This is a genomic window from Kosakonia oryziphila, assembly GCF_900094795.1.
Lineage (GTDB): Bacteria > Pseudomonadota > Gammaproteobacteria > Enterobacterales > Enterobacteriaceae > Kosakonia > Kosakonia oryziphila.
This window is the reverse complement of the sequence record NZ_FMBC01000001.1, coordinates 1-26,940: the sequence shown is the minus strand read 5'-3', so window position 1 is coordinate 26,940 and position 26,940 is coordinate 1. Positions and strand designations below refer to the sequence as shown.

Below are 26,940 nucleotides of genomic sequence, written 5' to 3'. Positions count from 1 at the left end.
GCAAAAGCAAACTCGCAGTTGTCATTCTATGTAGCCATTTAATAACCATGCTGGCGCGCATAATAAATTCCTTGTTTTATCCAAAACTGATCGCGAGGATCATCTCCGTACGGGAATTTACCATACCATGCTCCCCAATTCGGCCTTGATGTTTTTGCTCGGGATTGTGCAAAACCAGCCCCCATGAAAAGTATCGCTTCCGGTATTCCTGCCGCAAACCCTGTAGCACCATAGTTAAAATTTTCAAAGTTCGCCAGATTTCTGTCCTTTTGCTTATAATCCCGCGGTGACTGCACTCAATTTATTTTATTAAATCACACTGCGCTATGCTTATATGATGAACATCACAAGAGGCAGTATGCAGCAGGCCATTCGCGGGATCGATCATATTGGTATTACCGCTCCGGATATCAAAGAAGCCACGCAATTTCTCCCCCAGGCGCTGAGCGCCGAACTGATTTATCGGTCCGTTTCGCTGGAATATAACGATCGTGATAACGACGCGCAACAGAGGACGTTATGCCTGGTGCCGGGCACGGTGGTGAAAGCGGTGAGGATGTGGAAACTCGCGCATAGTCCCGGCATTGAGCTGTTTGAAATGCCGGGGCCATCACAGCAGGAAGCGCAGCGGGTGGCGAAGTGTTTACTGCGCCGCCGGGAGCCGTAACTCAGCCCAGCACATCCTGCACACAGGCTTTAAACACTTTCACACCGAGCGCTAATGCTTCGCGGTCAAAGTGCATTTCCGGGTGATGCAGCCCCGGCGTCAGGTTAGCGCCCAGTCCCCAGAAACCACCTTTCACTTGCGGACGCAGACGCAAGTAGTGGAAGAAATCTTCACTACCTGGCGTTGATTTCGGCTCCGTCAATCCGGCGTCGCCAAACACGCTGCGAATAGCGCGGGAAACCACCTCCGTGGCCTCATCATTAATAATGGCGGCAGGCATCTCTTTCAGAATGCGGATCTCCGCCCGTGCGCCATACGCCGCAGCGCTGCTTTCGATAGCGCGCAGCACCTGCTGTTTTAGTGTATCCATGGATTCGTTCTGCGCCGCACGCAGATCCCAGCACACCTGTGCTTTATCGGGAATGGAGTTCGTCACCCCGGCATCGCAGAGAAAACGCGTGGCTTTCGCGCTCCAGGTCAGTGACGGCGCAAGGTGAATACCATTTACCGCCTGCACCGCGTGTGCCGCAGCATCCAGCGCGTTCACCCCTAAATGCGGGCGCGCAGCGTGGGCGGCTTTACCGTGGAACATCACTTCAACGGTGGCAGATGCTGAATAGTACATCGCCGGAACAGCCTGCCCCATCGGGCACTCTTCCAGCGGACGCAGGTGGAAGCCAAGCAGCATGTCGACATCGTCCAGCACGCCACCCTCGGTAAGGGCAATCGCTCCGGTGCCCAGTTCTTCGGCCGGCTGGAAGATAAACTTAAGCTTACCCTTTTTCACCACACCTTCAGCCATCACTTCCTGAGCGGTAGTCAGCACCACGGAAGAGTGGCCATCGTGGCCGCACGTATGGCGCGCGACATGCTCACCATTGAGGATATGTCCCAGCGCGTCCATATCGGCGCGCAAAGCCAGCACCGGGCCGGGTTTGCCGCTGTCCAGCACGGCCACGATACCGGTGGTGTTATTCACCTGGCGCGTGACCTGGTAGCCCGCTGCCTCCAGTGCGCCTGCGATATAGGCGGAGGTTTTGTACTCTTCGAAGCCCAGTTCCGGGATCTGATGCAGGTAATTAAAGTGTTCTAATGTGCGTGACACGTCTTACTCCTTGGTATTCTTTACTCAGGCAATAACGCGCATAACCAACATAGAAATAATCGCGTTAAGAATGCTGACGACCATCAATAACGGCCAGTACTTCTTCGGGACATCGGCCACACCCAACAGGCGGCCCATATACTGTAGCTGCGAACCCATTAAAAAGATGGCCGGGGCGAGAATGGTGATCTGCCCGACATCAAGCTGCCCTTTACTCAGCAGGCTAATAGCGACGCCGGTTCCTGCGGAAGAAGAGAGCCAGGCGGTGAGCAGCACGGTAACGGCTTCGCCCGGCAGGCCGAAAACGCCCATCAGCGGTGCGAAGAGATGACCAATAATCTGCATCACGCCCAGTAAGTTGAGCATTTCGGCAATCACGTAGGCCATTACGACATTCGGCATCAGGTTATTAATGGCAATATTAAAACCTTTACGTGCGCCGATAACGAAAATATCAAACGGGTTACCGGAGACTTTGGCAGTATTACTCATGGTCGAAATCTCTCTTATAGACAGTATTTAATGTCAGGCGAACCACAGCGGCGCCAATGAATTTCAGGACAAACATTAAGACCAGCGGAATAATGATCGGAATAGTTAATGAGGCAAACATCGCCGAACCAATCGAGAAGTAATTATTAATTAATCCGGCACCGGAATATTGCCACGCGCCCATAATCACAACATCCTTACGAGCAATTTTTCCACTGTCGTATAGCTCTTTGGTAAGCGCAGCACCGGCATCGGTACTTTGCAGGTCGGTGATCAACGCCAGCCCGGTGTAACCCGGAATGCCAAGCAGCGGTTTCAGCAGCGGCGTCAGTAACTTATGTGCCGCGCGGATAGCGCCATAGTGGGTGAAAATCTCCAGCAGACCCAGCGCCAGCATGACCGTTGGCACCAGCGACAGCGCGAACAGGAAACCCGCTTTGGCGCTGATGCCGCCACTGCCGATAAAGGTGCTGGTTTCCGGCGACTTCATGGTGCCAAAACTACCGCCCAGCGTGGTGAAGTCGAAAGCGCCCAGCCACGCCATCCCATCCACTTTAAAAAAGAAACCAGAAAAGACCAGCAGCACGATGATCAAGGAGATCCAGGCACCCGGCCCTACTTTCCACTCGTTTGCCTCTTCTTTTGCCGGTTGTTCCAGCATTTTAGATTCGCTCATAACATCTCTCTTTAAATATAAATTAGATGACCATAGTGCATGAATAAGCAGGATCCGTGCCTGAATAACTAAAAGCTAAAATAAATAGCTGGCATTGCATTTTTTAACACAATAAAAAACCTTCCCAAAAAATACAGAGAATAAAAAGCAAAGTTCGCGAAAAATTATTTAATTAAGCCCTGACACTGCCCCAATAAAATAATCTCTCACCATTTTCGGGCACCGTTTTGGTGCGATTCTATCGATATTGTTTTTCATTTCCTCCCGACAGAATAAATTAAGCTTTAATTTGATTATCTCTATTAAACCGGCATGATAAATGCCTGCAAATGGATGTTATTGTTGCTTTCTGGTCAACAGTTGAGAGAGAAAACGGCGTATGTTTCAGGACAAACCGGTCGGCTATCTGTATGAAGTGGGCATCCAGGGCGGCATTCGCCGCGCGGCGGATATCCTCGGTATCAATCCGTCGGTGATCAGCCGTCAGATAGCCCAACTGGAACGCTCACTCCAGCTACCATTGCTGGAGCGGCGCGGACGAAACGTGGTACTGACGGAAGCTGGCCGCATGCTGGCTGAGGACTATTTCGCCAGCCGCCAGCGGCGGGAGAAACTAGAAAGCCAGCTAAAAGATCTGCGCCATATGCGCGGCGGCACGATCTCGGTTCGCATTGGCGGCGGGCTGATCACTGCCTTTATCGAAGGCGTGATGCGTGAATTTGCCCAATCTTATCCGCAGGTGTTTGTCGATATCGTGGTAGGCAGTATGCAGGAGATGCTCAATGACATTGTCAGCGGCGAAGCCGATATGGCGCTGGCATTCGGCCCAATCGGCACGCCAGAACTCAAACGCCACAGCTTCCAGTGGGGGCCGATTTGCGCGGTTGTGTCACCGCAGCATCCGATCGCCGGGCGCAGCAGTATCACCGTTGAAGAACTGGCAAATTACCCGCTGATCGCGCTGACAGAAAACTTTGGCCTGCAACGCCATATGAATGCGATGTTTAAAAGCCAGGGGTTGCAGTTTCACCCGGCGTACCGCTGCAACCAGTTTTCCACCGCCATGAGCATGAGCCAGGCCGGGCTTGGTATTTCATTTATGACCGCTTATGCCGCCGCCGATCCTATTCGCCAGGGATCGCTGGTTGCCGTGCCGCTCAATCATCCTATTGCCAGCAGCGCGCAGTGCCATCTGCTGCGTAACTCCGACCGCCGCTTTACCCCGGCGGCCCACCATATGTGGCAGTTATTGCGCAATGCGTTTAGCGACAAATAGCCGTCTGTGATATACCTGAAATCAGATCACTCACCGGGGCAGCTATGTCGATCATTCGCGATATTCAACAAACATTCCGCCGTCTGCCCGGCGTTGAGTTGCGCAGCACCTGGCGCAGCCAGCAGGCTTATAAACGCCACAGCCATCCGCAACTGTCTATTGGCGCGATACTCGACGGACAAACCCGCTGCGTCTGCCATCAACAGGAATATCTGCTACAAGTGGGCGATCTGATTGTCATTCCGGCCTTAACGTCGCACAGTTGCAATCCACTTGCCGGGCAACCACGTAGCTACCATATGCTTTATCTGACCCAGGAAATCTGCCCGCAACCTGAACCAACATTGCAGATGATCCGAAACCCACAACTTTTCCACCAGTATCAGCAAATTGTGGAGCTTATAGAGCACGGGAAAACACGGGAGTTACCGGCGGCCATCGCTCATTTGCTGAACGCACTGCCCGGCAACGGCAACCATCCTTCCGCGCTGCGTCCGCTTAGCCAGCAATTGCAGGCGGCGTTAACCAATAATCTGCAATCGCCGCCGACACTGGATGCGCTGGCGTACGGTTTTTCGCTGCGCAAAGAGACGCTGATCCGTGCCTTTAAGCAGGACACCGGCCTGACACCCGGCAGCTTTCTTAATATCGCCCGCGTGGAGTTTGCCAAAAGCCGCCTGCGTGCCGGGGAAGCGCTGGCCGATGTCAGCTACCAGAGCGGTTTTGCCGATCAGAGCCACTTTCACCACACCTTTGTGAACTACACCGCCGCCACACCGCGCCAGTACGCTCGATCAATATCCGACAATAAATAGCGCCCCCTCTGCGCTACGGTGACCTCTGTTTTTCCTGTTGAGGTCGCTATGGAATCGCTGTTTCCCTCTGCTTTTCCCGCGCTAGCGCTGGCACATTTTGTTGCGCTGCTCAGCCCTGGTCCGGATTTCTTCTTGCTGATCGGCTTTGCCATTCGTTACCGCCTGCGCGGCAGCGCCGGGTTGTGTGTTGGTATCGCCACCGGCAATGCACTCTATATTGTGCTGGTGATTATAGGATCCAGCGCCCTGCGCCAGTTTGCTCCGCTGTTCACCACCATCGAACTGCTCGGTGCGTGCTATTTGCTATGGATTGGCGCCCATTTGCTGCGTAGCCGCCCGCAAACGCTGGACATCACACACGCGCAGCAGCAGTGCCCATCATGGCGGAAACAGTGCCTGCTTGGCCTTGGCTCCGCTTTGTTGAACCCGAAAAATGCGCTGTTTTATCTTGCGCTGATGACCGCGCTGCTGGGGCCGGAGGTGACGCTGCTTCAGCAATCAGTAAGTGGCATCTGGATGGTGCTGGTGGTGCTGTTATGGGATCTGGCGCTGGTCACGTTGATTGGCCAGCCCATCGTGCAGCAACGTCTGAGCCGCAGCATCTACTGGGTAGAACGCAGTGCTGGCGTAGTGCTGATGGTATTTGGGGTGTGGATCCTTGCTGGATTACTGCGGGATCTGCTTGCGATTTAACCTTTTGCATGAATCTGTCGTTGGGTTATATGCTTAAGCCATGGAAAAATTAGCCGAACTAAAGCGCGCCAAGCGTCTGGCGCTCTCGCTGTTGCTGGTTGCAGCCGCAACGTTTATCACTACGCTGTTCCTGCCGCCAGGTTTCTGGGTGAGCGGGATCAAAGCCATTGCTGAAGCGGCAATGGTTGGCGCGCTGGCGGACTGGTTTGCTGTGGTGGCGCTGTTTCATCGCGTGCCGTTGCCGTTTATTTCCCGCCATACGGCGATTATCCCGCGCAATAAAGATCGGATCGGCGACAATCTTGGCCAGTTCGTGCAGGAGAAGTTTCTCGATACGCAATCGCTGGTGGCGCTGATCCAGCGTCATCAACCGGCGCAGATGATCGGCGTCTGGTTTAGCCAGCCGGAAAACGCGCAGCGCGTCGGCCAGCATCTGTTGCAAGTGATGAGCGGTTTTCTGGAAATGGCCGATGACTCCCGCATTCAGCGCCTGCTGCGCCGCGCGGTGCATAAAGCTATCGATAAAGTCGATCTGACTGAAACCAGCGCCATCATGCTGGAGAGCCTGACGCGCAACAATCGACACCAGAAGCTGCTCGATACCTTAATCGCCCAGTTTATCGCTCTGCTACAGCGGGAGAGCACCCGTACCTTTATTGCCCGCCAGGTTGTGCACTGGCTGGAGACCGATCACCCGATGAAAGCAAAGCTGCTGCCAACGGAATGGCTCAGCGAACAGAGTGCAGATCTGGTCTCCGAGGCGGTAAATTCACTGCTGGATGATATTAACGAAGATCGCGCGCATCAGATCCGCCAGGCCTTTGATCGCGCAACCATCAAGCTTATCGCCAATCTGAAAACCGATCCGGAAATCGCCGAGCGCGCAGACAACATCAAAGAGTATCTGAAAAATGACGAAGCCTTTAACCGCTATGTCGGCGAGATGTGGGCAGATCTGCGCGGCTGGATGAAAACGGATATGCAGTCCGCTGACTCGCGCATGAAAAAACGTATCAGCGATGCCGGGCAGTGGTTCGGTGAAACCCTGCTGTCGGACGCTGCACTGCGCGCCTCGCTGAATGAACATCTGGAGCAGGCGGCGTATCGCGTCGCGCCTGATTTTGCCGCTTTTTTAACACGCCATATCAGCGACACGGTAAAAAGCTGGGACGCGCGGGATATGTCGCGCCAGGTGGAGCTGAATATTGGTAAGGATCTGCAATTTATCCGTATCAACGGCACGCTGGTTGGCGGCTGCATTGGCTTGATCCTTTATCTGTTGTCGCAGTTGCCTATGCTGCTGCACTTTTCTTCTTTTTGAGCCGCCGCGATCAACAAAACCACACATTTACCACGGTTATAATGCGACATCTTTTTATCATCTCCCGTGTCACGGGGAAGGAAAATTATGTCGCTTATCACCGCACTCCCGGATGTTTTCGAGCAATTCTCCGCCGCCCGCCAGAAAGGCTTTCTCACCGTGATGGATCTGAAAGAACAGGGGATTCCGCTGGTCGGCACCTACTGTACATTTATGCCGTAAGAGATCGCCATGACCGCCGGAGCGGTAGTGGTTTCGCTCTGTTCCACCAACAATGAAGCCATTGAAGAAGCGGAAAAAGATCTGCCGCGCAACCTCTGCCCGTTAATCAAGAGCAGCTACGGCTTCGGTAAAACCGACAAATGTCCCTACTTCTACTTTTCCGATCTGGTCGTGGGCGAAACCACCTGCGACGGCTACAGGCGGTTTATCGCTGTGAGGGCGAGATTTTCACGCAGGTGGTGTAATTCGCCGGAGGGCGGCGTCGCCTTACGGCACCTCAATCACAAACCGTGTTGCTTCGAAGCGGTTCAATATAAAGTACAACAGCCAGACCATGGATTGTGAAAAGCGCACACCGGAACGGCTTCAATCAAAAAATACCATTCCCTTGTACGGTTTCTCGCGGCAGGCCATCAGCCGCTGGGCGAGGTTGCCAACGTGCGCTTCGAGTTTGTGTCCGTCCGGATCGAGAAAATACCAGGAGTCGCCTTCGCTTTTGTTGGTTTTCCAGCTTACAACGCCAGCCTGTTCGAGGCGCGCAACAAACCCGGCGAAATCGCTTTCGCTAATGCTAAAGGCATAATGGGTGTAATCACTGCGCTGCGGCGCAACAAATTCACGCTGCGCATCCACCGACAAACACAGCCACAGTTCACCGCAGGTAAGGTAAGCGCCGTTGTCCCAGCGCGCGTGCAGTTTCAACCCGAGCAGTTGATGGTAAAAATCGACGCTACGGGCAAGATCGCTGACCGCAAGTGTCAGGTGATTGAAATGGCTCAACATGGTTTAACTCCTTTCTGCTGTGGCGCCGGTAAACACTGCGCTGAGCGGACAAACGCAGTGTTCAGTACTTCACCTCTTTCACCTCGGTGACGAACTCCGGCAGATCCCAGGTGCCGCCCGCGCGAATATAGCGGCACATGCCGGTGGTGGATTCACTACTTTTACGGAAGGTTTCGCCATCCCACACCCACTCCGCAGAGGCCCAGCAATCGCCGATACCACGACCGCGCTGCCCCAACGAAATGATGCCGTCGGCATAGTCGGACGCCGCATTGGTGATAAATTGCGGGTTGCCTTTCAAGGCCTTATCCAGCACCCAGTAGCCGTAACCTTCGTTGTACGCGCCACGCCAGCAAAGGGCAGAGATCAGGACATGCTTACGGTCAAGCGGCGTCAGTGTAACGTCATTATCGCCATCAATGACCGGCTCTTGCGGCGATGCAAGACCTTCACACTCGTTATTATTTGGGAGCGCCGCCAGCAGGCGCGGCTTCAGCGCATTGACTTCGGCTGCGGTCAGCGCACGGTCTTCGCCGCTTTCTACTTTTGCCGCCTGAATTACCGGCGCTGCTACCGCGGGTGTCACCGTGTTTTCGGCTTTATCGCCCTTTTTACTGAGCGCGCCCGGCGTGCCGACACGTCCCTGCACATCATCAAATTTCAGCAATACGGCATACGCACCGTCGCTGGAGAGCACAAAAGGTTTTGCCGCACCTTTGAACTCCACTTTGCCGCTGCCTTTCACTGCGTCAATCATGCTGTGCGCCTGTGCATCCGACAGGCGCCAGGTATCATTATCTTCGGTAGCAATTTCGCCCTGCGATTTGTCGTCGATCCACAGCGAGAGCGCCGCCTGCGGCGCGGTTTCATCCGCATCCATCTCGGCCAGCACAACATCCACGCTAATCGGCTCGTCCGGCCCGGCTTTACGGGTGATCAGTACCGATCCGCTGGCTTCCTCTTCCGCGCTGTAACCTGCTGCACGGCAGGTAAGCGTGTTGTCGCAGACCACTTCCCAGTCTTTATGATCAAATGAGATGCCCGACTGCTCCGCCAGCGCCGACGCACTCAGCGTCGCTGCCATCATCAGAGCCGCCCTGATACCACTGTTCATGTCATCACTCCATAATGAGAAATGTTGACAGTGTGCAGAAATTATCGAGTGGGGAGAAGTGTATTTTGGCGGGATACAGCGAAATGAGGCGAGAAACATTTCCCGCCCCAATATCCCCGTCATACTTCAAGCTGCATGTGTGTTGGCTTTCTTATTCGGCTCATCCCTGAGCCTTACCCCTTCGGGGCCGCTGCTTACAGCGTTCAAATCTGCTCCCGGCAGATTTGTTGCTCACCCCAGTCACTTACTTATGTAAGCTCCTGGGGATTACTGAGAGACATCCTGTCTCTCACCGGAGGCCAACCTTCGGTTGGGCAAATTCGTTCCCGACGAATTTGTCACTGCGTCGCCGCCTTCCTGCAACTCGAATTATTTAGGGTATAGATCAAGCGAGGTTAAGGTCGCTGTAGGATTTCACTACGCGGGAAACGATGCCGTAATCGATCGCTTCTTTGGTGTTCATCCAGTAGTTACGATCGGTATCCTGCTTCACTTTTTCGACCGGCTGCCCAGTGGCATCGGCGATCAATTGGTTAACACGATCCAGCGTGCGGATGATCTCTTTGGCTTCAATCTCAATATCGCTCGCCTGACCACGCACGCCGCCCAGCGGCTGATGGATCATAAAACGGGTATTCGGCAGCGCGTAGCGGTGCTCTTTTTTCGCCGCAAGGAAGATGGTGATCCCGGCGCTGGCCACCCATCCGGTGCCGATAATATGCACTTCCGGGGTGATGAACTTAATCATATCGTGAATGGTATCGGCCGCTTCAACATGACCGCCCTGGCTGTTGAGATAGATCTTGATCGGCGCGTCACTGATGCCCTGCAACAGCAAAAGCTGGGTGACCACTTTCTCGGTCAGCGCCTGGTTGATCTCGCCGGAGATAATGATGGAGCGGGCATCCAGCAGCTTTTGCTGCATCAGTTGTGAAACGTTGCCGCCCTTCTCTTCTTTTTTATCGTCTTCATCGTTGCTGTTAATAAAGTGCATCTGCTTTCTCCCTTCAGGTTATGGAGCTAAGCATAGCCCAACGCAGAAGGGGCGGAAATAACAAGATGTTATCCCCGCATTTTCTATCATTAACCCAGCTCTTCACGGCGCAGCCCGAGATCTTTAAGCTGCTTGTCGCTTAACGCGCGCAAAATCTTGCGCGTTTGCCAGCGTAAGCGCAGGGCCTGAAACTTACGCCAGAGAAAAATAAGCCCGCTAAAAGGGCCTCTGTGTTGATTTTCAAAAAATTCCATTGGTGCTCTCCTCGCCTGAACAGAGCCCCATTTTCTCTGTAATCCTGCGCCGCAATACAGATTCAGAAAATACTTTTCTTTAACATACAGATCGCTTAAAACAGCATCTGAACGGCATTATTTCCGCAAATCTGTACTGGTTTTTAAATCTGTATGGCATATAAAAAGGATACAGCATGACCCGCTACCAACATCTGGCTACCCTGCTGGCCGGGCGTATTGAACAAGGTTTATATCGCCACGGCGAAAAGTTGCCTTCGGTGCGCAACCTCAGCCAGGAGCATGGCGTCAGTATCAGTACCGTACAGCAGGCTTATCAGGTGTTGGAAAATCTGCAATTGATCACCCCGCAGCCGCGCTCCGGCTATTTTGTTGCGCCAAGCAAAGCGAAGCCGCCCGTCCCGGCAATGTCACGCCCGGTTCAGCGCCCGGTGGATGTCACACAGTGGGACGAAGTGCTGACGCTGCTGGAAGGGCGCGAAGACAAAACACTCGCTACCTTCGGCGGCGGTGCGCCGGATATCACTCAACCGACGCTTAAACCGCTGTGGCGGGACATGCAGCGCGTGGTGCAACATCAATTTCAGGACGTACTACGTTACGATACGTTGCCTGGGCGTCGCGAATTACGCGAACAGATCGCCCGCTTGATGCTGGATGGCGGGGCTGCCATCACCGCTGATGAAATTGTGATCACCAGCGGCTGCCACCCCGCGCTGTCGCTGGCGCTGCTGGCTGTCTGCCAGCCGGGCGATATTATTGCTGTTGAATCACCTACCTATTACGGCACCATGCAGTTGCTGCGTGGACTGGATATTAAAGCTATTGAAATTCCGACCGACCCTGAAACCGGCATCAGCATCGAAGCACTGGAGTTAGCGCTGGAACAGTGGCCAATTAAAGGGGTGATCCTGGTACCGAACTGCAATAACCCGCTCGGTTTTATCATGCCGGAAGCGCGCAAAAAAGCGGTGCTGGCGCTGGCGCAACGCCACGACATTGTGATTTTTGAAGATGATATTTACGGCGAGCTGGCGGCAGTTTACCCACGGCCTTGCACCATCAAATCTCTGGATATCGATGGCCGCGTGCTGCTGTGCAGCTCCTTCACCAAAACCGTAGCACCGGGTTTGCGGGTGGGCTGGATTGCGCCAGGACGTTATCTCGACCGTGTGTTGCACAAAAAATATGCCGCTATTGGCACCAACACGCCCGGCCCGCAACTGGCGATGGCGGCGTTTATCCGCGATGGCCACTATCACCGCCATGTGCGCCGCATGCGTCAGATTTACCAGCAGCATCTGGAAACGTATACCTGCTGGGTGCGCCAGTATTTTCCCTGCGGGATCTGTGTGACGCGCCCACAGGGCGGCTATCTGCTGTGGGTCGAACTGCCGGAAACAGTGGATATGGTTTGCGTTTCCCGCATGCTTTGTCGTCTGAAAATCCAGATTGCGCCCGGCTCTCTGTTCTCCGCTTCCGGTAAATATCGAAACTGCCTGCGGTTGAACTGCGCCTTGCCGCTCAGCGATGCAAACCGTGAAGTGATCAAACAGTTAGGCGAAGCGATTTACGCCGCGCTGGAGGAGTGAGGAATTTTTGCCAAAAAATGCCCTAAGCAGCACGGAGCGAGCGCCGACAGGGGTGTAAAGGTAGGTGATAAAAAGTAATCGGTTACTGCGCCAAAAAGCGTTTCATCACGCGACATCAGGTTTTCTGAAATAGTAAAACGCGTTGTATATGAATGGATAATCACGATCATCGGCTAAGCCGTGCGCATCGCACAACATGAGAGACATCACACTCTTGTCACTTATACGGATCAAGAATAAATTATTCCTTAACAGCGCGCCGTCACCGCAGCGTAAAGGGTCTGAAGCCCAACCGTACGAAAACGTACATTAAGTACATTTTTTGAACATTTTGTCGTTATTTATGGGCAAATGATTAGTGTCGAAAGTATCGACGGGATTTAACCATCTGAAAGATCAGGGTGTACCATTCTGATTTCTTCTATGCGCCTTATCCCCATGTTTATCTGGCAACTTAACGCTATTGCACCATAACCATCAATTCCCTCAGCCCCGGTGCTGGCTGCCTTACAGTAGTCCTGACGATATTTCAACCATAGCTCCTGGCTTCGGATAAAAGCTTCTTTCATCTCTTCCCTCTGTTTTTTTTCTCCCATCCACCACTGGCTGTAATCATAATTTGAAATCTCTTTTAACTTATCCTGATAGGCAGTATTTAATTTTTTTTCTGTTAGTTTACTTACAGCAGCCAAACACTCACTGTCATTATCACCATTTTTTTCTGCACAGGCGGAAACTTCTTTGTTTTTGACAATGCTGCCTGGATTTGATTCAGCATAAGAATTAACAGTGAACGCTGAAAATATCGCCCAAAGTATATAAACAGCAAAAAACCTGATCATTTATTCAGACTCCTTATCCTTATTTCATTTCTTCGTCTGTCACTACTTAAAATCGGATCGTTTTTAAGGTATGTTATTATTTCATTTTTGCATCCACCTCGCGCCATTATTTTCACCATGTCTGGTGCAGTCCTGTTGCCCTGGTATATGGTATCTACAAAAACATCACGTATTCCTTTATCAATTTTGTACCAGGTGAGAGCATCAGCCACATGGCGTGAATTCCTTGAATATACACCTTGCGCATAATTGAGCATGATGAAATGGTGGAACAGTACGGGAGAGTCCGCCGTTTTCTTCCCTGTTTGCTGGAAAATATAGAATTCAGCGCTGCTCCGGCAGGTGAAAGCGCGCTGGAGGCTATACGCTATCTTGCGGCGATCCGATCAATACGGAGGCAGCATATTGATGACGCGCCAATGGCGATAATTACCGCCCCCTGGAAACGGCTCTGCTATGGCAAAGACGGTCATTTATCCCGACAGGGCTATACCCTCTGTGTTATGAATAAGTTACAGGACAGTCTGCGGCGACGGGATATTTACGTCGCACGGAGCGAACGCTGGGGAGATCCACGGGCTAAACTTCTCCAGAGGCAGGACTGGCACACCAACAGAGTGCAGGTGTATCGCTCTCTCTGGCATCTCTTAACGCCGGGGATGCTGTCAATGCGTTGGCCCGGCAGCTCGACACGGTGTACCAACAGGTTGCCCAACATTTTGCTGATAATCAGGCCGTTTCGCTGGATTTCAGCGGAAAACGCACGAAACTGACCATTGCTCATCTGAGTGGGCTGGATGAGCCGCCAACGCTGAAGTTACTCTCAAAACGTATATCTGACCTACTGCCAGTTGTCGATCTGACAGAACTCCTTCTTGAAATTGACGCGCATACAGGATTTGCAGATGAGTTTACTCATGCAAGTGAGGCTGGTGCCCGAATGGAGGGCCTGACCGTCAGTATCGGTGCTGTGTTCCGAGGCCTGTAATATTGGGCTGGAACCCTTTATCCGCCCAAATATCCCGGCGCTGACCCGTCATCGGCTGAACTGGACCAGACAGAATTATCTCCGGGCTGAAACGCTGATCAGTGCCAATGCACGGCTGGTTGATTATCAGTCTACTCTGCCTCTGGCTCAGAAATGGGGCGGTGGTGAAGTGGCCTCTGCGGATGGCATGCGGTTTATTGCACCTGTCCGGACAGTGCACGCAGGACCAAACCGAAAATATTTTGGTTCCAGCCGCGGGATCACCTGGTACAATTTTATTTCAGATCAGTATTCCGGATTTCATGGCGTTGTCGTTCCAGGCACGCTAAGAAATTTTATCTTTGTTCTGGAAGGGCTACTGGAGCAGCAAACCGGGCTAAACCCAACTGAGATAATGACCGATACGGCAGGCTCCAGCGATCTGATTTTTGGCCTTTTCTGGTTACTGGGCTATCAGTTTTCTCCGCGTCTGGCTGATGCAGGTGCTTCAGTGTTCTGGCGCGTGGATAAAGATGCGGATTATGGCGTACTGAATGATCTTGCCCGTAACACAGCCAATACGCGTAAGATAGAGCAGCACTGGGATGACATGATGCGTATGGCCGGTTCCCTGACGTTGGGAAAAATCCGTGCTTCAGTGGCGCTCCGTTCATTGTTAAGTAGCGAACGACCTTCCGGCCTGACGCAGGCGATTATCGAAGCGGGGAAAATAAATAAGACGTTGTATCCGCTTAATTATATTGATGATGAAGATTATCGCCGCCGCATCCTGACCCAACTCGACAGAGGAGAAAGCCGACATGCTGTAGCCAGAGCGATTTGCCACGGACAAAAAGGTGAAATCAGGAAATGCTATCAGGATGGGCAGGAGGATCAGCTGGGTGCGCCGGGACTGGTGACCAATGCTGTCGTTCTCTGGAATACCATCTACATGCACGCTGCACTGGATCATTTCAAAAAACATACTTAGCGTACATTTTCGTACGGTTGGGCTTCAGCCCCCCGTAACGGCCAACCCTTTCCGTAACCGTGGAGCGAGACGTTGATGAAAATTGATCTATCCAGACTGACCACCGAGGGCCGCAATACTGCCAGTGAAAACATCGACATGCTCGATACTGAAGCGATGCTGCGCGTGATCAACAGTGAAGATCAGAAAGTGGCGTTGGCGGTGGAAAAAGTGATCCCGGCTATCGCGCAGGCGGTGGATGTGATTGTCGCCGCCTTTAAACAGGGGGGCCGTTTGATCTATTGCGGCGCGGGTACCTCCGGGCGTCTTGGCATCCTCGATGCAAGCGAATGTCCCCCGACGTACGGAACGCCACGCGAACAGGTTGTCGGCCTGATTGCCGGTGGTCATCGCGCCATTTTGCAGGCGGTAGAAAACGCCGAAGACAGCCTGACACTGGGCATTGACGACCTGAAAGCGCTCAATTTCACCGCGCGCGATGTGCTGGTCGGCATCGCCGCCAGCGGGCGCACGCCGTATGTGATTGCCGCCATGAAATACGCACAAAGCCTGAAAGCGACTACCGTGGCGCTCACCTGTAACGAAAACAGCGAAATGGCACGCATCGCCAATATCGCGATTGTGCCAGTGGTTGGCCCGGAAGTAGTGACCGGCTCCTCGCGCATGAAAGCGGGCACCGCGCAAAAACTGGTGCTCAATATGCTGACCACCGGCGCGATGATCCGCAGCGGCAAAGTCTATGGCAATTTGATGGTGGATGTGGAAGCCACCAACCTGAAGCTGGTACAGCGTCAGATAAACATTGTGATGGAAGCCACCGGCTGCACCAGCGACATCGCCGAACAGGCGCTGAAGGCCTGTGGCGGGCGCTGCAAAACCGCTATCGTGATGGTGCTGGGCCAGCTCAGTGCGGAACAGGCGACACACCTGCTGGCCGATAACGGCGGCTTTATTCGCCAGGCGCTGGTCGATGCGGGGATCAAGTAATGGTCAAAATCAGCGAACACCTGATCGCGACCATTATCGAAAAGGTCGGCGGTAAGGAGAATATCAATACCTGCGGCAACTGCATGACGCGCCTGCGCCTGACGCTCCGCGACGATTCACGGGTGGAAGCGGAGAGCCTGAAAGCACTGCCCGGTGTACTGGGTGTGGTTAACAGTGACGACCAGTTGCAGATCATCGTTGGTCCCGGCAAAGCGCAAACCGCAGCGGAAATGCTGAATGCAATGATCGGCGGCCATGCCACACCTGTAGAAGCAGCATCACTGAAGAGCATCGCCAGTGACACCAAACAGCAAATGAAAGCGAAGCAGACCAGCGGCGTGCATCAGTTTCTGGCGAAGTTCGCCACCATTTTTACGCCGCTGATTCCGGGTTTTATCGCCGCCGGGATGCTACTGGGCTTTGCCACCTTAATCGAGCAAAGCCTGCTGCTCAACGTGGCAGAGAAGAACACAACAGTGGTGCACCTCGTCGGTTATATGAAGGTGTTTGGTAAAGGCCTGTTCACCTTCCTACCGATCCTGATTGGCTACAACGCGCAAAAAGCTTTTGGCGGCAGCGGCGTTAACGGCGCCATTATTGCCGCGCTGTTCGTGTTGGGTTATGACCCAAAAGCCACGGTCGGTTATTTCTCCGGTATCGATAACTTCTTCGGTATGGGTATTGATCCACGCGGCAACATTATCGGTGTGCTGATCGCCACGATCCTCGGCGCGTGGATCGAACGCCAGATCCGCAAAGTGGTGCCGGATAATCTCGACATGATCCTCACTTCGCTGCTGACGCTGCTTATCACCGGCGCGCTGGCGTTTGTGGTGATTATGCCGATTGGCGGCGAACTGTTTAAAGGCATGTCGTGGCTGTTCCTGCACCTCAACGGCAACCCGTTTGGCTGCGCGGTACTGGCGGGTCTGTTCCTTATCGCCGTGGTGTTTGGCGTTCATCAAGGGTTTATTCCGGTTTACTTCGCACTGATGGATGCACAGGGTTTTAACTCGCTGTTCCCCATTCTGGCGATGGCAGGCGGCGGCCAGGTGGGCGCGGCGCTGGCGCTCTATTTCCGCTCTGCGCCGCATTCGGTGCTGCGCAACCAGGTGCGCGGGGCGATCATTCCCGGTCTGCTGGGCGTGGGCGAACCGTTGATTTACGCAGTGACCTTGCCGCGTGTGAAGCCTTTCGTCACCGCCTGTATCGGCGGCGCGTGTGGGGGATTTTTTATTGGCACCATCGCGTGGTTGGGTTTGCCGGTCGGCCTGAATACGGTGTTTGGCCCATCCGGGCTGGTGGCGCTACCGTTGATGACCTCCGGCCAGGGCATTTACGCCGGGATGGCGGTCTACGCGGCAGGCGTCGTCATCGCTTATCTGTGCGGTTTTATTGCCACCTGGTTCTTTGGCCATAAAAACGTGGATCTCAGCTAATCAACGGATTACATCTTATCATCCGTGCTGGCATGACAAAATGATATTAAGAATTACTCTCATATAAATGTGACAAGATATTACTGTTTCAGCGTGTCCCCAACGAGGCGATAATCTGCTGGCGTAGCCATTGGTGGCCGGGATCACGGTGCAGCAGCTCATGCCAGAGCATCAGCATATCGAAGCCCGGAAGAGCCAGCGGCGCAAGCGGGCTATCGATCCATCAACAACGTAAATAACACCCCCTCACCGGTGCGTGCCATGCGCGCCGGTGAGGGTTATCTCACTTTTTTCACCTTCTCCCCGCCCTCTGTTTTTTTTGTAACTTTCTATAAGTTCCAGGGAAAAACGTTACCCCGAATGCCCGGATTCGTTTATCTTAATCGCCAATGAGAACGATCACTCTCAATAAAACAACACGAGGGACAGAGATGACGATCAAGCTATCGCAGGAACAGCGCCACCAGCAACGCCAGGACGAGATTATTGCCGCCGCGCGCCGACGCTTTCGCATTAGCGGATTCCACGCGGCCAGCATGTCGCAGATCGCCCTCGAAGCTCAGCTCAGCGTTGGGCAGATTTACCGTTACTTCGTCAATAAAGACGCCATTATCGAAGAGATGATCCGCCGGATTATCGACTACCGCATCGCCGAAATGCAGGATAAGACCGAAACCGAACACCTGCCGGAAATACTGGCCTGGCGGCAGACACTAAGCCCTGACGATGATGCGTTGATGCTGGAAATGGCGGCCGAAGCAACGCGCAATCCGCGTGTACAGGAGATGCTGGTCGAGGCCGACGCCAGGATGTTTGAAAACGCCTGCGCACATATGCAGAGCCGCTATCCGCAATTAAGCGATGAACGCATTCGCTGTAGCGTAGAGCTACTGGCAACGCTGATGGAAGGCACCACTTTCCGTCGCCTGACGCCGCAAAAAAGCGACCCGGCGCAAATGCAGGGGCTGTATCAGGAAATCACCACCATGCTGTTTAAAAATTAAATCCCCGGATATTCGGTTCTGATGTGATTTCACCGCAGCCGACGCCGTATTTTTACCGGAGTTGCTATGCCACGAATCTCTCTTGCCTGGGCAATCGTGCTGGGCATGCTGATGTTCGTCTTTGGCGGCATCGCCACGCCGTTGTCCGGTATCGGTGGCGAAGCGATGTGGAAGATGAGTTTCGCCATTGTGCTGGCTTACAGCGCCGCGCTGATGATTCATGTTTGCGGGCGCAGAAAAACACAACATTAAAGTTATATTAATAAACAATTAAGTTATAGTTTTCGCACTCTGAAAAGGAAAATATAAGGCAGGATGCCGAATGAAATACAGCGAGTTCAGAAAGTGGTTGTTATCTCAGGGAGCGGAGCTAACCAAAGCTCCAGGTGGAGGAAGCCATTTTAAAGTCAGGCTTAATGGTAGGGCATAGTTTTTCCCTTTTCATGGTTCGAAAGAGATTCCTGAGCCGTTGAGGAAAAAGATTATGAAGGACTTAGGCCTGTAAGAACTTAGCGATAAAGAGGTGTTAAATGTTTAATTATCCCGTCCACATTGAACGAGACGATGCTACAGATCAGTTCGTGGTCTCATGCCGCGATCTACCGCTCATGAACTCCGTTGGCGATACGCTTGATGAGGCTTTACTGCAGTCGATTGATGGGATTGTTGTTGCGATTGCTATCGAAATTGACGAGCGGCGTCCAATCCCGGCGGCAAGCGCGCCGCTAAAAGGCGAATACATCGTATCGCTGCCCGTGCTCGTAGCCATGAAAGCCGCACTGCATAACGCCATGATCGAAACCGGGACGCGAAAAGCTGAGCTGGCAAGAAAGCTGGGACAGAAAGGGCCGCAAATTGACCGCTTGCTCGATGTAGAACACTCATCGAAGGTGGAAACGGTTGAACTGGCGCTACATCAGTTAAATCGACAGATTGATCTGACCGTTACGCCACAGCGCATAGCCTAACCCTTCTTCCCGCCAGGCTTTAACCCACGGTGAAACTCATTAATGCGTTTCACCGTTTTAATAGCCTGCTGCGAAGTGGCGGAAGCGACAGACAAAACAATCATCTCCAGACACAGTAGCACCGTGCCATGCAGCGGGATCTTGCCCTTCTCGCCGCCGCGCGGTACATGGATTACCACATCCGCTTGCTGGCTAAAACGCGAATCCGTTGCATTGGTCAGCAGGATCACCGGGATCCCCAGGCGCCGCGTCTCTTTCAGCGTAGTCATCCCCTCGCGGTGCGCCGATTTTTGCGCCATCATGATCAGCACATCGCCACGCTGCAAATTGATCAACTGCTCAGCGAGCGAAATGCCGGTGCGGTTGAGCGGTGCCGCAGGCAAGCCAATACGGCTGAACAACCGCGCGGTATACTCGGCCAGGATCCCCGACGCGCCGATGCCGAAAATCGTCACCTGCCGCGCCTCCACCAGCAGGGCTACCGCCTGTGCTATCGCATAGCGGTTGTCCGGTGTGGAAAGCACTTCACAAGTGTGCTGATGCCCTTCCAGCACAAAATCGATCCCGGAATTCACATCGCAGGCGAGCGCATTTACCGTGGAGCTCATCTTTTCAGCCGAAGAAATGGCCGGGCCAAACCAGTGTTCCAGCGTCTGTTTTAAATCCCGTAACCCGGCAAAGCCCAGTGCCTGAATGGCGCGCACCACTGTGGCATCTGAAGTTTGCGTCGCTGCCGCAATCTCAATCGCGGTATGCTCCAGCACCACATCGCGATTTTCATTGATATAGCGGGCAACGGCCTGCAAACGCGGTGACAGCGTGTGCGCCCGCGCGCGAAAGCGTTCACCGTACACATCCACGCGATTTTTCGCTTTTTTTGTGTTCAGCATCGTTGCGGCTCCTTACTTCGCGGCAGGCAGCGGCCGCCCGGCGATGTGTGATTGCACCTGCGCCACCATCAGGCTCAGAGAAGCAAAGGAGTTGGAGATCGCTTCCTCACGGGAGATCAGCACGTAATGCCCGGTACGGCAGGCATTAAGAAAATCACACCAGCCCGGCATCACCGCATCCATCGCCGCTATCTCATCCTGCGGTTTACCGCCGGTATCGCCGCGCCAGGTGGCGAAGACAAAATCAGCGTCCAGCTCCGGCAAACGTTCGGCGCTGACATCAATGCGCCCACCTTCAGGAATGTTGTCGATCAGTTTCGGAAAACGAAAACCGGCATCGCGCAGCACGCGCCCCAACGAATGATAACTGTGTAATGCATTGATTTTTCCGTTGTTCGCCTGGATCACCGACACGGTGATTTTGCTGGTGTCGATAGTACTTTTTAGCGCCGCAATCTGCTCGCGGTAACGGCGTTCAAGGATTTGCAAGCGCGCCTGCGTACCAGTGAGCTGCGCCAGCTTGCGGTAGATCTCCGGCGCACCGCCTTGCAAGTGATCGATACTGACCGTTGGCGCGATCTTCTCTAACTGCTCCACTGGCGTATTGCGGCTCGGCTCGGTAATGATCAGATCCGGTTTCGCGGAAGCGATCGCTTCAATATCAATATCCGCCGTACCAATAAACGCAATGTCCGAGTTATCAAAATCGACGCCGGTCAGCATGCCGCTGGAGCGCAGCGTATGGCTGCCGTCGGCGCGGGTACGCCCGTGGCTAGCAACTGGCGGCACACCTAATTCGATCAAAGGAATGGTGATATCCAGATCGTGCAGCGACACGATGCGCTTTGGATGCAGTGGTACCGTGACCACGCGCCCCAAATCATCGCTAAAGGTTTGTGTCGGCCTGGCTGCGCCAGCGCTCAGACCAACCAGCAATAACAGTGAAAAAATCAGGCGCATACGGCTCCTTAAGCTTATAAACGATCGCGTCGCCGCCATAGCAGCAGCAGGAAAAACGGCCCACCGATCAGCGAGATGACGATCCCGGCGGGAATTTGTAGCGGCGCAAACGCCAGACGGCCTGTCGAATCCGCCACCAGCACCAGCAGACCGCCGAGCAGCGCACTGCCCCACAACAGCGCCCGCTGGCCGCCACGCAGCAGAAAACGTGCCATATGCGGGGCGATCAGCCCGACAAAACCAATACTGCCGACGCAGGAAACGCTGGCGGCCGTCAGCAATACCGGCGCAACTATCTGCAGCCATGCAAGGTGCGACAGGCGAACGCCGAGCCCGGTCGCCGCCTGATTGCCGAGCAGCGCCACATCAGCGGCGCGCGCCGTTAGCAGCAAAATCAGTGTCGCGGGCAGCGCCCAGCACAGCGCGACGCTCAGCAGTGGCCAGGTGGCGGCATGCAGGCTACCTGCCAGCCACATCATCGCCGTCTGCACGTCACGCACATCCGCCGTGGTCATAAATACGCCGATACCGGCAGCAAAGGTCCAGGAGACGCCAATGCCAAGCAGCACAAAGCGCGGACGAGAGACATCTCGCGCCAGCCCCATCACCAGCCCGGCGGCCAGTAAACCGCCCGCTATGCCTGCCAGCGGACGCCAGACCAGCCCGAGCGCCGGGAAGCAGAGCACCAGCGTCAGCACCACTACGCTCACCCCCTCTTTCACGCCAATTAACCCCGGATCGGCCAGCCCGTTGCGAGTGATGGACTGCATCGCCGCACCCGCCATGCCCAGCATCGCGCCGCACAGCAGCGCCATCAACACGCGGGGCAGGCGAATATCCCACACCACGTAGTGCTGCTCAGCGCTCAGCGCATCAGGCAGCAACAGCGCCCGGCCAATGGCGGAAGCAGGAACCGGTAACGAACCTTGCGTCACACCGGAAAGCAGCAGCATTAACGACAAAAAACCCAGGCCTGCCAGCCACCACAGCGCGTGCGGACGCAGCAAGCGGGAGAAGCCGCCAAGCCGCAAGCCACGCAACCCGGCGTGTTCAGATAAGTGACTCATTTGAAAAACCTCGCTGCCAGCAGAATAAATAGCGGCGCGCCCACCAGCGCAGTCACCACGCCAGTAGCAAGCTCCTGCGGCGACAACAACGTGCGGGCAGCGATATCCGCCAGCAGCAGCAGTAATGCGCCACCCAACGCCGACAGCGGGACGACCGCGCGCAAATCATCCCCGGCAAGGCGTCGCACCATATGCGGAACGACGAGGCCAATAAACCCTATCGGCCCGGCGACCGAAACGGCCGCACCGCACAGCAAAGCAATGGCGGCCAACGACAGCATGCGAGTGCGCAGCAGAGAAACGCCCAGGCCGCGCGCCATATTGTCACCAAGCGCCAGCATATTCAGCGTGGGGGCGAGCCACAACGCCAGGGCAAATCCAATGCCAGCAACCAGTGATGCCGCCCGCAGCACCGGCCAGCTCAACCCGGCGAGATCGCCCGCCAGCCAGCTACGGATGCTCAGCAGCGTCTGTTCATCGAGGATCAGGATCGCAGCGGTGATGGAGGAGGCAAACGTAGAAATCGCCACGCCGCACAGCGTCACTTTTAATGGCGTAAAACCAGATCGCCCGGCGACAGAGAGCACCATCACCAGTGAAAAAAGCAGCGCCGCGCCACCTGAGGCGATAAATGCGCGGCTGAAGCTGGCGTCGCCTACGCTTATCCCCAGCGCCGTTGTGGCAACAACCGCCAGCGCCGCTCCCGAATTCAGCCCGAGGATATGCGGCTCGCCGAGCGGATTGCGGATCACTGACTGCAACAACGATCCGGCCACACCTAACGCAGCACCAGTAAACAGCGCAGCCACCAGCCGCAGTAAACGCAGGCTGATAATGACGCGATGATCGAAATTGTTGGGATCAAAATCCACCAGCGCCTGCACCACCGTGGGCGGCGCGATGTAGCGTGCGCCAAGGCCAAGATGTGCCACAGCCGCTGCCAGTAACAGCAGCAACAAGCCAGATGCCGTCGCGCTGATACGCCCGCCGCATCGGGTAGAAAGCGCAAGCGAACTCATACGCCGGAACCTGCCGGTTTACGGAAAGGCATAAAAAATGGTTTTCCGGTCAATGAATTAACCGACATTTGCACATCCACATCGAAGACGTTTTTGATCAGCGCAGGTGTGCAACTGTCGCCTTCGTGGATCACGCCCTGCAAACGGCCCTGTTTGAGGAACACCAGCGTGTCGCCGTAATTCACAGCAAAATTGAGGTCATGCAACACGACCACCACCGTGCGGCCGTGATCGCGGGTTAAGCTATGCAGGAGTTCGAGGATCTCGACCTGATAGCGCAGATCGAGAAAAGTCGTCGGTTCATCCAGCAGGATCACCGGAGTTTGTTGTGCCAGTGCCATCGCGATCCAGCAGCGCTGGCGCTGGCCGCCGGAGAGGCTATCAACCGTTTGCTGGGCAAATTCCGCCGTACCGGTCAGATGCAACGCTTCCAGCACCGCCAGTTCGTCCTCTTCCGACCACTGACGCATAAAGCTTTGCCAGGGAAAACGCCCGCGCGATACCAGTTCAAAAACGGTCAGACCTTCCGGCACCAGCGGCGACTGCGGAAGGATACCTAACTGGCGGGAGACGGCTTTGGTTGGCTGTTGATGAATGGCTTTGCCATCAAGCAGCACGCTGCCGCCAAGCGGTTTGAGCATGCGAGCGATGGCGCCGAGCAAGGTGGATTTGCCGGAGCCGTTGGCCCCGACCAGCACAGTCATCTTTCCGTGCGGGATAGTAAGTGTGATGTCATCAACGATGATCTGCTTTTGATAGCCCGCCGACAGGCCGTCGAGCACAATCCCCTGCTGAGCTTGCTGTTCCACTCGCTGTGGCATGTTAACTCCTGCGCCGCAACCGCGTGGAAAACTCGTGCGCGCCAATCTTTTAAATAAAAATAACTCTCATTCTCTTTCCGATTTTGCCGTCTGGCAATGTAGTAGTCAAGTAGCATCATGGCAGAATTCAGCCACCTCAAAACAAGCGTGACTACAGGCGACGACATTGAATGCGATAATTATTAATCTAAACTTTTTCAAACAGTTAAAAAGACCAATCCGCATAATCTCGTTGCGCTTCTCTTCCCCTTTTCCGTTGTAACAAAATTCTTTCATTTTGCATTTACTACTACAGACGCCCATGCTTGAATGATTCTCAATTACATATCCGACGCCAAATTCGGCGACTTAACGGATAGATCTTGCGCAATCGGGCAATGCATTAGAAACGTTCACGTCTGTGTTATGCACAGTTTTTTGGGAAAACAGATTAAATGGCTCAGTTCACTCACGGTATCTATGGGCTGAAAGGGCGCGCCTTGTTCTCTGCGCTCTTTCTGGGATCATGCTTCACGCCGGTTACGCACGCGGCGGAAACGACAAATAAAACCAATAGCGACACCATCACCGTCAACGCGGATGCCTCATCGGCCGATCAACCCGCCACTTCCGGCTATCAACCCATCAATTCCTCTACGGCGACGCTGACCTCAATGCCGCTACTGGATATTCCGCAAGTGGTGAATACTGTTAGCGATAAAGTACTGGAAGATCAGCACGCTACCAGCCTTGATGAAGCGCTGTATAACGTCAGCAACGTGGTACAAACCAACACGCTGGGCGGTACGCAGGATTCATTTGTGCGCCGTGGTTTTGGTACCAACCGCGACGGTTCGATCATGACCAACGGCCTGCGTACTGTAGTGCCGCGCAGCTTTAATGCCGATGCCTCACGCGTGGAAGTACTGAAAGGCCCGGCCTCAACGCTGTATGGCATTCTCGATCCCGGCGGGCTTATCAATGTTGTCACTAAGCGTCCACAGAGCCAATTCGGCGGTTCAATTTCAGCCACCTCTTCCAGCTTTGGTGGCGGTACCGGCCAGTTTGATGTCACCGGCCCGATCGAGGGCACGCGACTGGCGTATCGCCTGATCGGCGAATATCAGAACGAGGATTACTGGCGCGACTTCGGCAAAAATAAGAGTACCTATATAGCGCCGTCGTTAACGTGGTTCGGAGATAACGCCACCGTCAATGTGCTCTATTCGCATCGTGATTATCAGACGCCATTTGATCGAGGCACGATCTTCGATCTCACCACCAAACAGGCGGTAAATGTCGATCGTAAAACCCGCTTCGATGAGCCGTTTAATATCACTGAGGGCGAATCCGATATTGCGCAGTTGAACGCGGAATATCGTTTTAACAGTGCCTGGACCGGCAAACTGGAATACGGCTACAGCCAGGACAAGTACAACGATAATCAGTCGCGCGTGATGGCCTACGATGCCGCCACCGGTAATCTCACACGCCGCGTGGACGCCACGCAGGGCTCCACGCAGCGAATGCACACGACACGTGCCGATTTGCAGGGAAATGTCGATATCGGCGGCTTCTACAACGAGATCCTCACCGGTATTTCGTATGAATATTACGATCTGCTGCGTACCGATATGATCCGCTGTAAGAATGTGAAAGACTTCAATATCTACAACCCAGTCTACGGCCGCGCCAGCAAATGTACGACCGTCTCCGCATCGGACAGCGATCAGACCATTAAGCAAGAGAGCTATTCGGCTTACGCGCAGGACGCGTTATACCTCACCGACAAATGGATCGCCGTTGCCGGGATGCGTTATCAGTACTACACCCAGTACGCCGGTAAAGGCCGTCCGTTTAACGTTAATACCGACAGCAGCGATGAGAAATGGACGCCGAAATTCGGCCTGGTCTACAAGCTGACGCCTTCCGTGTCGCTGTTCGGTAACGTGGCGAAAGCGTTTATGCCGCAGTCCTCTATCGCCAGCTATATTGGCGATCTGCCGCCGGAAACCTCAACATCTTACGAAGTCGGCGCCAAGTTTGACTTGTTCGACGGGGTTACCGCCAATATCAGCCTGTTTGATATCCATAAACGCAACGTCCTGTACAGCGAAATTGTAGGTGATGAAACGGTTGCCAAAACCGCCGGGCGCGTCCGTTCGCAGGGCGTAGAGATGGATCTTGCCGGATCACTGACGTCAAACATGAATGTCATCGCCAGCTACAGCTACACCGCGGCGAAAGTGCTGGAAGATCCGGATTACGCCGGTAAACCGCTGCCGAACGTGCCGCGTCATACCGGTTCAGTATTCCTGACTTACGACATCAATAATGTGTTTGCAGGTAACACGCTGACCCTTGGCGGCGGCGGTCACGGCGTGAGCCGCCGTTCAGCTACCAACGGCGCGGATTACTATCTGCCAGGCTATTTTGTTGCCGATGCCTTTGTCGCCTACAAAATGAAGCTGCAATATCCGCTAACGCTACAGATGAACCTGAAAAATATCTTCGACAAGACCTATTACACCTCGTCGATCACCACCAATAACCTGGGCAACCAGATTGGCGATCCGCGCGAAGTGCAATTCACCGTCAAAATGGAGTTCTAAATCCTTAACATCACTCGGTGAGAAGCTTGCCCCGCACAATGCGGGGCTAATGAGATGGTCACCCCCACCCTGTGAGCGGTACGCTGGCAGGGTGTTTTTCTTTCAGGAGAGGCCATCATGGAAAACGTTGCGCTTATTGGTATCGATCTCGGTAAACACTCTTTTCATATTCACTGCCAGGATAAGTCTGGCAAGGCGCTTTTGCGTAAGAAATTTACTCGCACGAAGTTAATGCAGTTTCTGGCAACATGTCCATCCGCAGTTGTTGTTATGGAAGCCTGTGCCGGTGCGCATTTTATGGCACGGCGTATCAGCGATATTGGTCATGAAGCGAAACTTATCTCTCCGCAATTCGTGCGTCCGTTTGTCAAAAGTAATAAAAATGATTTT

The 26,940-nt window shown here is 54.1% G+C and carries 25 protein-coding genes and 5 pseudogenes; 15 read left to right on the top strand and 15 right to left on the bottom strand.

Annotated elements, in window-relative coordinates; all coding sequences use genetic code 11:
• Positions 1-38 precede the first annotated feature (38 nt).
• Positions 39-296: a polymorphic toxin type 44 domain-containing protein gene (locus tag GA0061070_RS00160; RefSeq protein ID WP_090132600.1), complete on the bottom strand. Its 258-nt coding sequence runs from the start codon at positions 294-296 to the stop codon at positions 39-41.
• A gap of 62 nt (positions 297-358) precedes the next feature.
• Here GA0061070_RS00160 and GA0061070_RS00155 point away from each other — a divergent pair, with 62 nt between their 5' ends.
• A complete protein-coding gene (locus tag GA0061070_RS00155; protein ID WP_208598141.1) occupies positions 359-667 on the top strand; it encodes a VOC family protein in 309 nt (102 codons plus the stop codon).
• Position 668: 1 nt separating this feature from the next.
• Here GA0061070_RS00155 and GA0061070_RS00150 read toward each other — a convergent pair whose 3' ends face one another.
• From GA0061070_RS00150 to GA0061070_RS00140, 3 genes are read right to left on the bottom strand one after another with little or no spacing between them, the layout of a single operon-like run.
• The gene (locus tag GA0061070_RS00150) at positions 669-1,772 is read right to left on the bottom strand and encodes a M20 peptidase aminoacylase family protein (protein WP_090132599.1); all 1,104 of its coding nucleotides are present in this window, start codon (positions 1,770-1,772) and stop codon (positions 669-671) included.
• 24 nt (positions 1,773-1,796) lie between these two features.
• A complete protein-coding gene (locus GA0061070_RS00145) occupies positions 1,797-2,264 on the bottom strand; it encodes a YjiG family protein (RefSeq protein ID WP_090132595.1) in 468 nt (155 codons plus the stop codon).
• On the bottom strand, positions 2,257-2,940 hold the full coding sequence (locus GA0061070_RS00140) for a nucleoside recognition domain-containing protein (RefSeq protein ID WP_090132592.1): 684 nt from the start codon (positions 2,938-2,940) through the stop codon (positions 2,257-2,259). The genes GA0061070_RS00145 and GA0061070_RS00140 overlap by 8 nt, the downstream gene beginning before the upstream one ends.
• A 379-nt stretch (positions 2,941-3,319) precedes the next feature.
• Between GA0061070_RS00140 and GA0061070_RS00135 the strand changes: the two genes are divergently transcribed.
• The 5 genes and pseudogenes from GA0061070_RS00135 to GA0061070_RS00115 all read left to right on the top strand — a co-directional run.
• Positions 3,320-4,216: a LysR family transcriptional regulator gene (locus tag GA0061070_RS00135; RefSeq protein ID WP_090132590.1), complete on the top strand. Its 897-nt coding sequence runs from the start codon at positions 3,320-3,322 to the stop codon at positions 4,214-4,216.
• Positions 4,217-4,260: 44 nt separating this feature from the next.
• On the top strand, positions 4,261-5,031 hold the full coding sequence (locus GA0061070_RS00130; RefSeq protein WP_090132586.1) for an AraC family transcriptional regulator: 771 nt from the start codon (positions 4,261-4,263) through the stop codon (positions 5,029-5,031).
• A gap of 48 nt (positions 5,032-5,079) precedes the next feature.
• Positions 5,080-5,724, top strand: coding sequence for a LysE family translocator (locus tag GA0061070_RS00125; protein WP_090132582.1), 645 nt, complete (start codon positions 5,080-5,082; stop codon positions 5,722-5,724).
• Positions 5,725-5,764: 40 nt separating this feature from the next.
• Positions 5,765-7,045, top strand: coding sequence for a DUF445 domain-containing protein (locus GA0061070_RS00120; protein WP_090132579.1), 1,281 nt, complete (start codon positions 5,765-5,767; stop codon positions 7,043-7,045).
• Positions 7,046-7,132: 87 nt separating this feature from the next.
• Positions 7,133-7,495 (top strand): annotated as a pseudogene (locus GA0061070_RS00115) (2-hydroxyacyl-CoA dehydratase); the annotation flags it as partial.
• Between the two features lie 138 nt (positions 7,496-7,633).
• Here the strand turns inward: GA0061070_RS00115 and GA0061070_RS00110 are convergent.
• The 4 genes from GA0061070_RS00110 to GA0061070_RS00090 form a co-directional block, all read right to left on the bottom strand.
• On the bottom strand, positions 7,634-8,050 hold the full coding sequence (locus GA0061070_RS00110; RefSeq protein ID WP_090132576.1) for a FosA family fosfomycin resistance glutathione transferase: 417 nt from the start codon (positions 8,048-8,050) through the stop codon (positions 7,634-7,636).
• A gap of 61 nt (positions 8,051-8,111) precedes the next feature.
• The gene (locus GA0061070_RS00105) at positions 8,112-9,164 is read right to left on the bottom strand and encodes a DUF1176 domain-containing protein (RefSeq protein WP_090132573.1); all 1,053 of its coding nucleotides are present in this window, start codon (positions 9,162-9,164) and stop codon (positions 8,112-8,114) included.
• 385 nt (positions 9,165-9,549) lie between these two features.
• Complete coding sequence (locus GA0061070_RS00095) at positions 9,550-10,158, bottom strand: ATP-dependent Clp protease proteolytic subunit (RefSeq protein ID WP_090132565.1); 609 nt, start codon at positions 10,156-10,158, stop codon at positions 9,550-9,552.
• A gap of 89 nt (positions 10,159-10,247) precedes the next feature.
• Complete coding sequence (locus GA0061070_RS00090; protein ID WP_090132562.1) at positions 10,248-10,412, bottom strand: DUF1127 domain-containing protein; 165 nt, start codon at positions 10,410-10,412, stop codon at positions 10,248-10,250.
• A 176-nt stretch (positions 10,413-10,588) separates the two neighbouring features.
• On the opposite strand from GA0061070_RS00090, the gene GA0061070_RS00085 reads away from it, so the two are divergent.
• The gene (locus GA0061070_RS00085) at positions 10,589-12,004 is read left to right on the top strand and encodes an aminotransferase-like domain-containing protein (protein WP_090132559.1); all 1,416 of its coding nucleotides are present in this window, start codon (positions 10,589-10,591) and stop codon (positions 12,002-12,004) included.
• 380 nt (positions 12,005-12,384) lie between these two features.
• Here the strand turns inward: GA0061070_RS00085 and GA0061070_RS00080 are convergent, their stop codons facing one another.
• On the bottom strand, positions 12,385-12,846 hold the full coding sequence (locus tag GA0061070_RS00080) for a lysozyme inhibitor LprI family protein (protein ID WP_090132556.1): 462 nt from the start codon (positions 12,844-12,846) through the stop codon (positions 12,385-12,387).
• A 254-nt stretch (positions 12,847-13,100) separates the two neighbouring features.
• On the opposite strand from GA0061070_RS00080, the pseudogene GA0061070_RS00070 reads away from it, so the two are divergent.
• The 3 genes and pseudogenes from GA0061070_RS00070 to murP all read left to right on the top strand — a co-directional run.
• Positions 13,101-14,798, top strand: a pseudogene (locus GA0061070_RS00070) (Tn3 family transposase); the annotation flags it as partial.
• Between the two features lie 81 nt (positions 14,799-14,879).
• Entirely contained in the window at positions 14,880-15,791 is a 912-nt protein-coding gene (gene murQ / locus GA0061070_RS00065; RefSeq protein WP_090132550.1) for an N-acetylmuramic acid 6-phosphate etherase, read from the top strand.
• The gene (gene murP, locus GA0061070_RS00060) at positions 15,791-17,230 is read left to right on the top strand and encodes a PTS N-acetylmuramic acid transporter subunit IIBC (RefSeq protein WP_090132547.1); all 1,440 of its coding nucleotides are present in this window, start codon (positions 15,791-15,793) and stop codon (positions 17,228-17,230) included. The genes murQ and murP overlap by 1 nt, the downstream gene beginning before the upstream one ends.
• Before the next feature lie 88 nt (positions 17,231-17,318).
• Here murP and GA0061070_RS24500 read toward each other — a convergent pair.
• Positions 17,319-17,432: pseudogene (locus GA0061070_RS24500) on the bottom strand (LysR family transcriptional regulator); the annotation flags it as partial.
• A 229-nt stretch (positions 17,433-17,661) separates the two neighbouring features.
• Between GA0061070_RS24500 and GA0061070_RS00055 the strand changes: the two are divergent.
• The 3 genes and pseudogenes from GA0061070_RS00055 (at position 17,662) to GA0061070_RS00040 (ending at position 19,202) form a co-directional block, all read left to right on the top strand.
• Positions 17,662-18,234: a TetR/AcrR family transcriptional regulator gene (locus GA0061070_RS00055; RefSeq protein ID WP_090132543.1), complete on the top strand. Its 573-nt coding sequence runs from the start codon at positions 17,662-17,664 to the stop codon at positions 18,232-18,234.
• Positions 18,235-18,330: 96 nt separating this feature from the next.
• Positions 18,331-18,486 (top strand): annotated as a pseudogene (locus GA0061070_RS00050) (multidrug effflux MFS transporter); the annotation flags it as partial.
• Positions 18,487-18,764: 278 nt separating this feature from the next.
• Positions 18,765-19,202, top strand: a complete 438-nt coding sequence (locus tag GA0061070_RS00040; RefSeq protein ID WP_090132537.1) for a type II toxin-antitoxin system HicB family antitoxin — start codon at positions 18,765-18,767, stop codon at positions 19,200-19,202.
• Here GA0061070_RS00040 and GA0061070_RS00035 read toward each other — a convergent pair.
• From GA0061070_RS00035 to GA0061070_RS00015, 5 genes are read right to left on the bottom strand one after another with little or no spacing between them, the layout of a single operon-like run.
• Positions 19,199-20,092: a MurR/RpiR family transcriptional regulator gene (locus GA0061070_RS00035; RefSeq protein ID WP_090132534.1), complete on the bottom strand. Its 894-nt coding sequence runs from the start codon at positions 20,090-20,092 to the stop codon at positions 19,199-19,201. The two genes, GA0061070_RS00040 and GA0061070_RS00035, sit on opposite strands and share 4 nt — an antisense overlap.
• Positions 20,093-20,104: 12 nt before the next feature.
• Positions 20,105-21,052, bottom strand: a complete 948-nt coding sequence (locus GA0061070_RS00030; RefSeq protein ID WP_090132531.1) for an iron-siderophore ABC transporter substrate-binding protein — start codon at positions 21,050-21,052, stop codon at positions 20,105-20,107.
• A 14-nt stretch (positions 21,053-21,066) separates the two neighbouring features.
• Positions 21,067-22,119 carry a FecCD family ABC transporter permease gene (locus GA0061070_RS00025; protein WP_090132527.1) on the bottom strand — a complete coding sequence of 351 codons (1,053 nt, stop codon included), beginning with the start codon at positions 22,117-22,119 and terminating at the stop codon, positions 21,067-21,069.
• Complete coding sequence (locus GA0061070_RS00020) at positions 22,116-23,138, bottom strand: FecCD family ABC transporter permease (RefSeq protein WP_090132525.1); 1,023 nt, start codon at positions 23,136-23,138, stop codon at positions 22,116-22,118. Before GA0061070_RS00020 ends, GA0061070_RS00025 begins: the two co-directional genes overlap by 4 nt.
• The gene (locus tag GA0061070_RS00015) at positions 23,135-23,959 is read right to left on the bottom strand and encodes an ABC transporter ATP-binding protein (protein WP_090132521.1); all 825 of its coding nucleotides are present in this window, start codon (positions 23,957-23,959) and stop codon (positions 23,135-23,137) included. Before GA0061070_RS00015 ends, GA0061070_RS00020 begins: the two co-directional genes overlap by 4 nt.
• A 434-nt stretch (positions 23,960-24,393) precedes the next feature.
• Between GA0061070_RS00015 and GA0061070_RS00010 the strand changes: the two genes are divergently transcribed.
• Complete coding sequence (locus tag GA0061070_RS00010) at positions 24,394-26,550, top strand: TonB-dependent siderophore receptor (protein WP_090132518.1); 2,157 nt, start codon at positions 24,394-24,396, stop codon at positions 26,548-26,550.
• A 117-nt stretch (positions 26,551-26,667) separates the two neighbouring features.
• Positions 26,668-26,940 (top strand): annotated as a pseudogene (locus GA0061070_RS00005) (IS110 family transposase); the annotation flags it as partial.

What these genes read in the sequence shown, in the direction of transcription:
- GA0061070_RS00120 (WP_090132579.1), top strand. Translation starts at nt 5,765, where the DNA reads ATGGAAAAATTAGCCGAACTAAAGCGCGCCAAGCGTCTGGCGCTCTCG.
- GA0061070_RS00025 (WP_090132527.1), bottom strand. Translation starts at nt 22,119, where the DNA reads ATGAGTCACTTATCTGAACACGCCGGGTTGCGTGGCTTGCGGCTTGGC.
- GA0061070_RS00110 (WP_090132576.1), bottom strand. Translation starts at nt 8,050, where the DNA reads ATGTTGAGCCATTTCAATCACCTGACACTTGCGGTCAGCGATCTTGCC.
- GA0061070_RS00135 (WP_090132590.1), top strand. Translation starts at nt 3,320, where the DNA reads ATGTTTCAGGACAAACCGGTCGGCTATCTGTATGAAGTGGGCATCCAG.
- GA0061070_RS00145 (WP_090132595.1), bottom strand. Translation starts at nt 2,264, where the DNA reads ATGAGTAATACTGCCAAAGTCTCCGGTAACCCGTTTGATATTTTCGTT.
- GA0061070_RS00095 (WP_090132565.1), bottom strand. Translation starts at nt 10,158, where the DNA reads ATGCACTTTATTAACAGCAACGATGAAGACGATAAAAAAGAAGAGAAG.
- GA0061070_RS00020 (WP_090132525.1), bottom strand. Translation starts at nt 23,138, where the DNA reads ATGAGTTCGCTTGCGCTTTCTACCCGATGCGGCGGGCGTATCAGCGCG.
- GA0061070_RS00015 (WP_090132521.1), bottom strand. Translation starts at nt 23,959, where the DNA reads ATGCCACAGCGAGTGGAACAGCAAGCTCAGCAGGGGATTGTGCTCGAC.
- GA0061070_RS00055 (WP_090132543.1), top strand. Translation starts at nt 17,662, where the DNA reads ATGACGATCAAGCTATCGCAGGAACAGCGCCACCAGCAACGCCAGGAC.
- GA0061070_RS00125 (WP_090132582.1), top strand. Translation starts at nt 5,080, where the DNA reads ATGGAATCGCTGTTTCCCTCTGCTTTTCCCGCGCTAGCGCTGGCACAT.
- murQ (WP_090132550.1), top strand. Translation starts at nt 14,880, where the DNA reads ATGAAAATTGATCTATCCAGACTGACCACCGAGGGCCGCAATACTGCC.
- GA0061070_RS00030 (WP_090132531.1), bottom strand. Translation starts at nt 21,052, where the DNA reads ATGCGCCTGATTTTTTCACTGTTATTGCTGGTTGGTCTGAGCGCTGGC.
- GA0061070_RS00040 (WP_090132537.1), top strand. Translation starts at nt 18,765, where the DNA reads ATGTTTAATTATCCCGTCCACATTGAACGAGACGATGCTACAGATCAG.
- GA0061070_RS00035 (WP_090132534.1), bottom strand. Translation starts at nt 20,092, where the DNA reads ATGCTGAACACAAAAAAAGCGAAAAATCGCGTGGATGTGTACGGTGAA.
- GA0061070_RS00090 (WP_090132562.1), bottom strand. Translation starts at nt 10,412, where the DNA reads ATGGAATTTTTTGAAAATCAACACAGAGGCCCTTTTAGCGGGCTTATT.
- GA0061070_RS00155 (WP_208598141.1), top strand. Translation starts at nt 359, where the DNA reads ATGCAGCAGGCCATTCGCGGGATCGATCATATTGGTATTACCGCTCCG.
- murP (WP_090132547.1), top strand. Translation starts at nt 15,791, where the DNA reads ATGGTCAAAATCAGCGAACACCTGATCGCGACCATTATCGAAAAGGTC.
- GA0061070_RS00080 (WP_090132556.1), bottom strand. Translation starts at nt 12,846, where the DNA reads ATGATCAGGTTTTTTGCTGTTTATATACTTTGGGCGATATTTTCAGCG.
- GA0061070_RS00010 (WP_090132518.1), top strand. Translation starts at nt 24,394, where the DNA reads ATGGCTCAGTTCACTCACGGTATCTATGGGCTGAAAGGGCGCGCCTTG.
- GA0061070_RS00105 (WP_090132573.1), bottom strand. Translation starts at nt 9,164, where the DNA reads ATGAACAGTGGTATCAGGGCGGCTCTGATGATGGCAGCGACGCTGAGT.
- GA0061070_RS00085 (WP_090132559.1), top strand. Translation starts at nt 10,589, where the DNA reads ATGACCCGCTACCAACATCTGGCTACCCTGCTGGCCGGGCGTATTGAA.
- GA0061070_RS00140 (WP_090132592.1), bottom strand. Translation starts at nt 2,940, where the DNA reads ATGAGCGAATCTAAAATGCTGGAACAACCGGCAAAAGAAGAGGCAAAC.
- GA0061070_RS00130 (WP_090132586.1), top strand. Translation starts at nt 4,261, where the DNA reads ATGTCGATCATTCGCGATATTCAACAAACATTCCGCCGTCTGCCCGGC.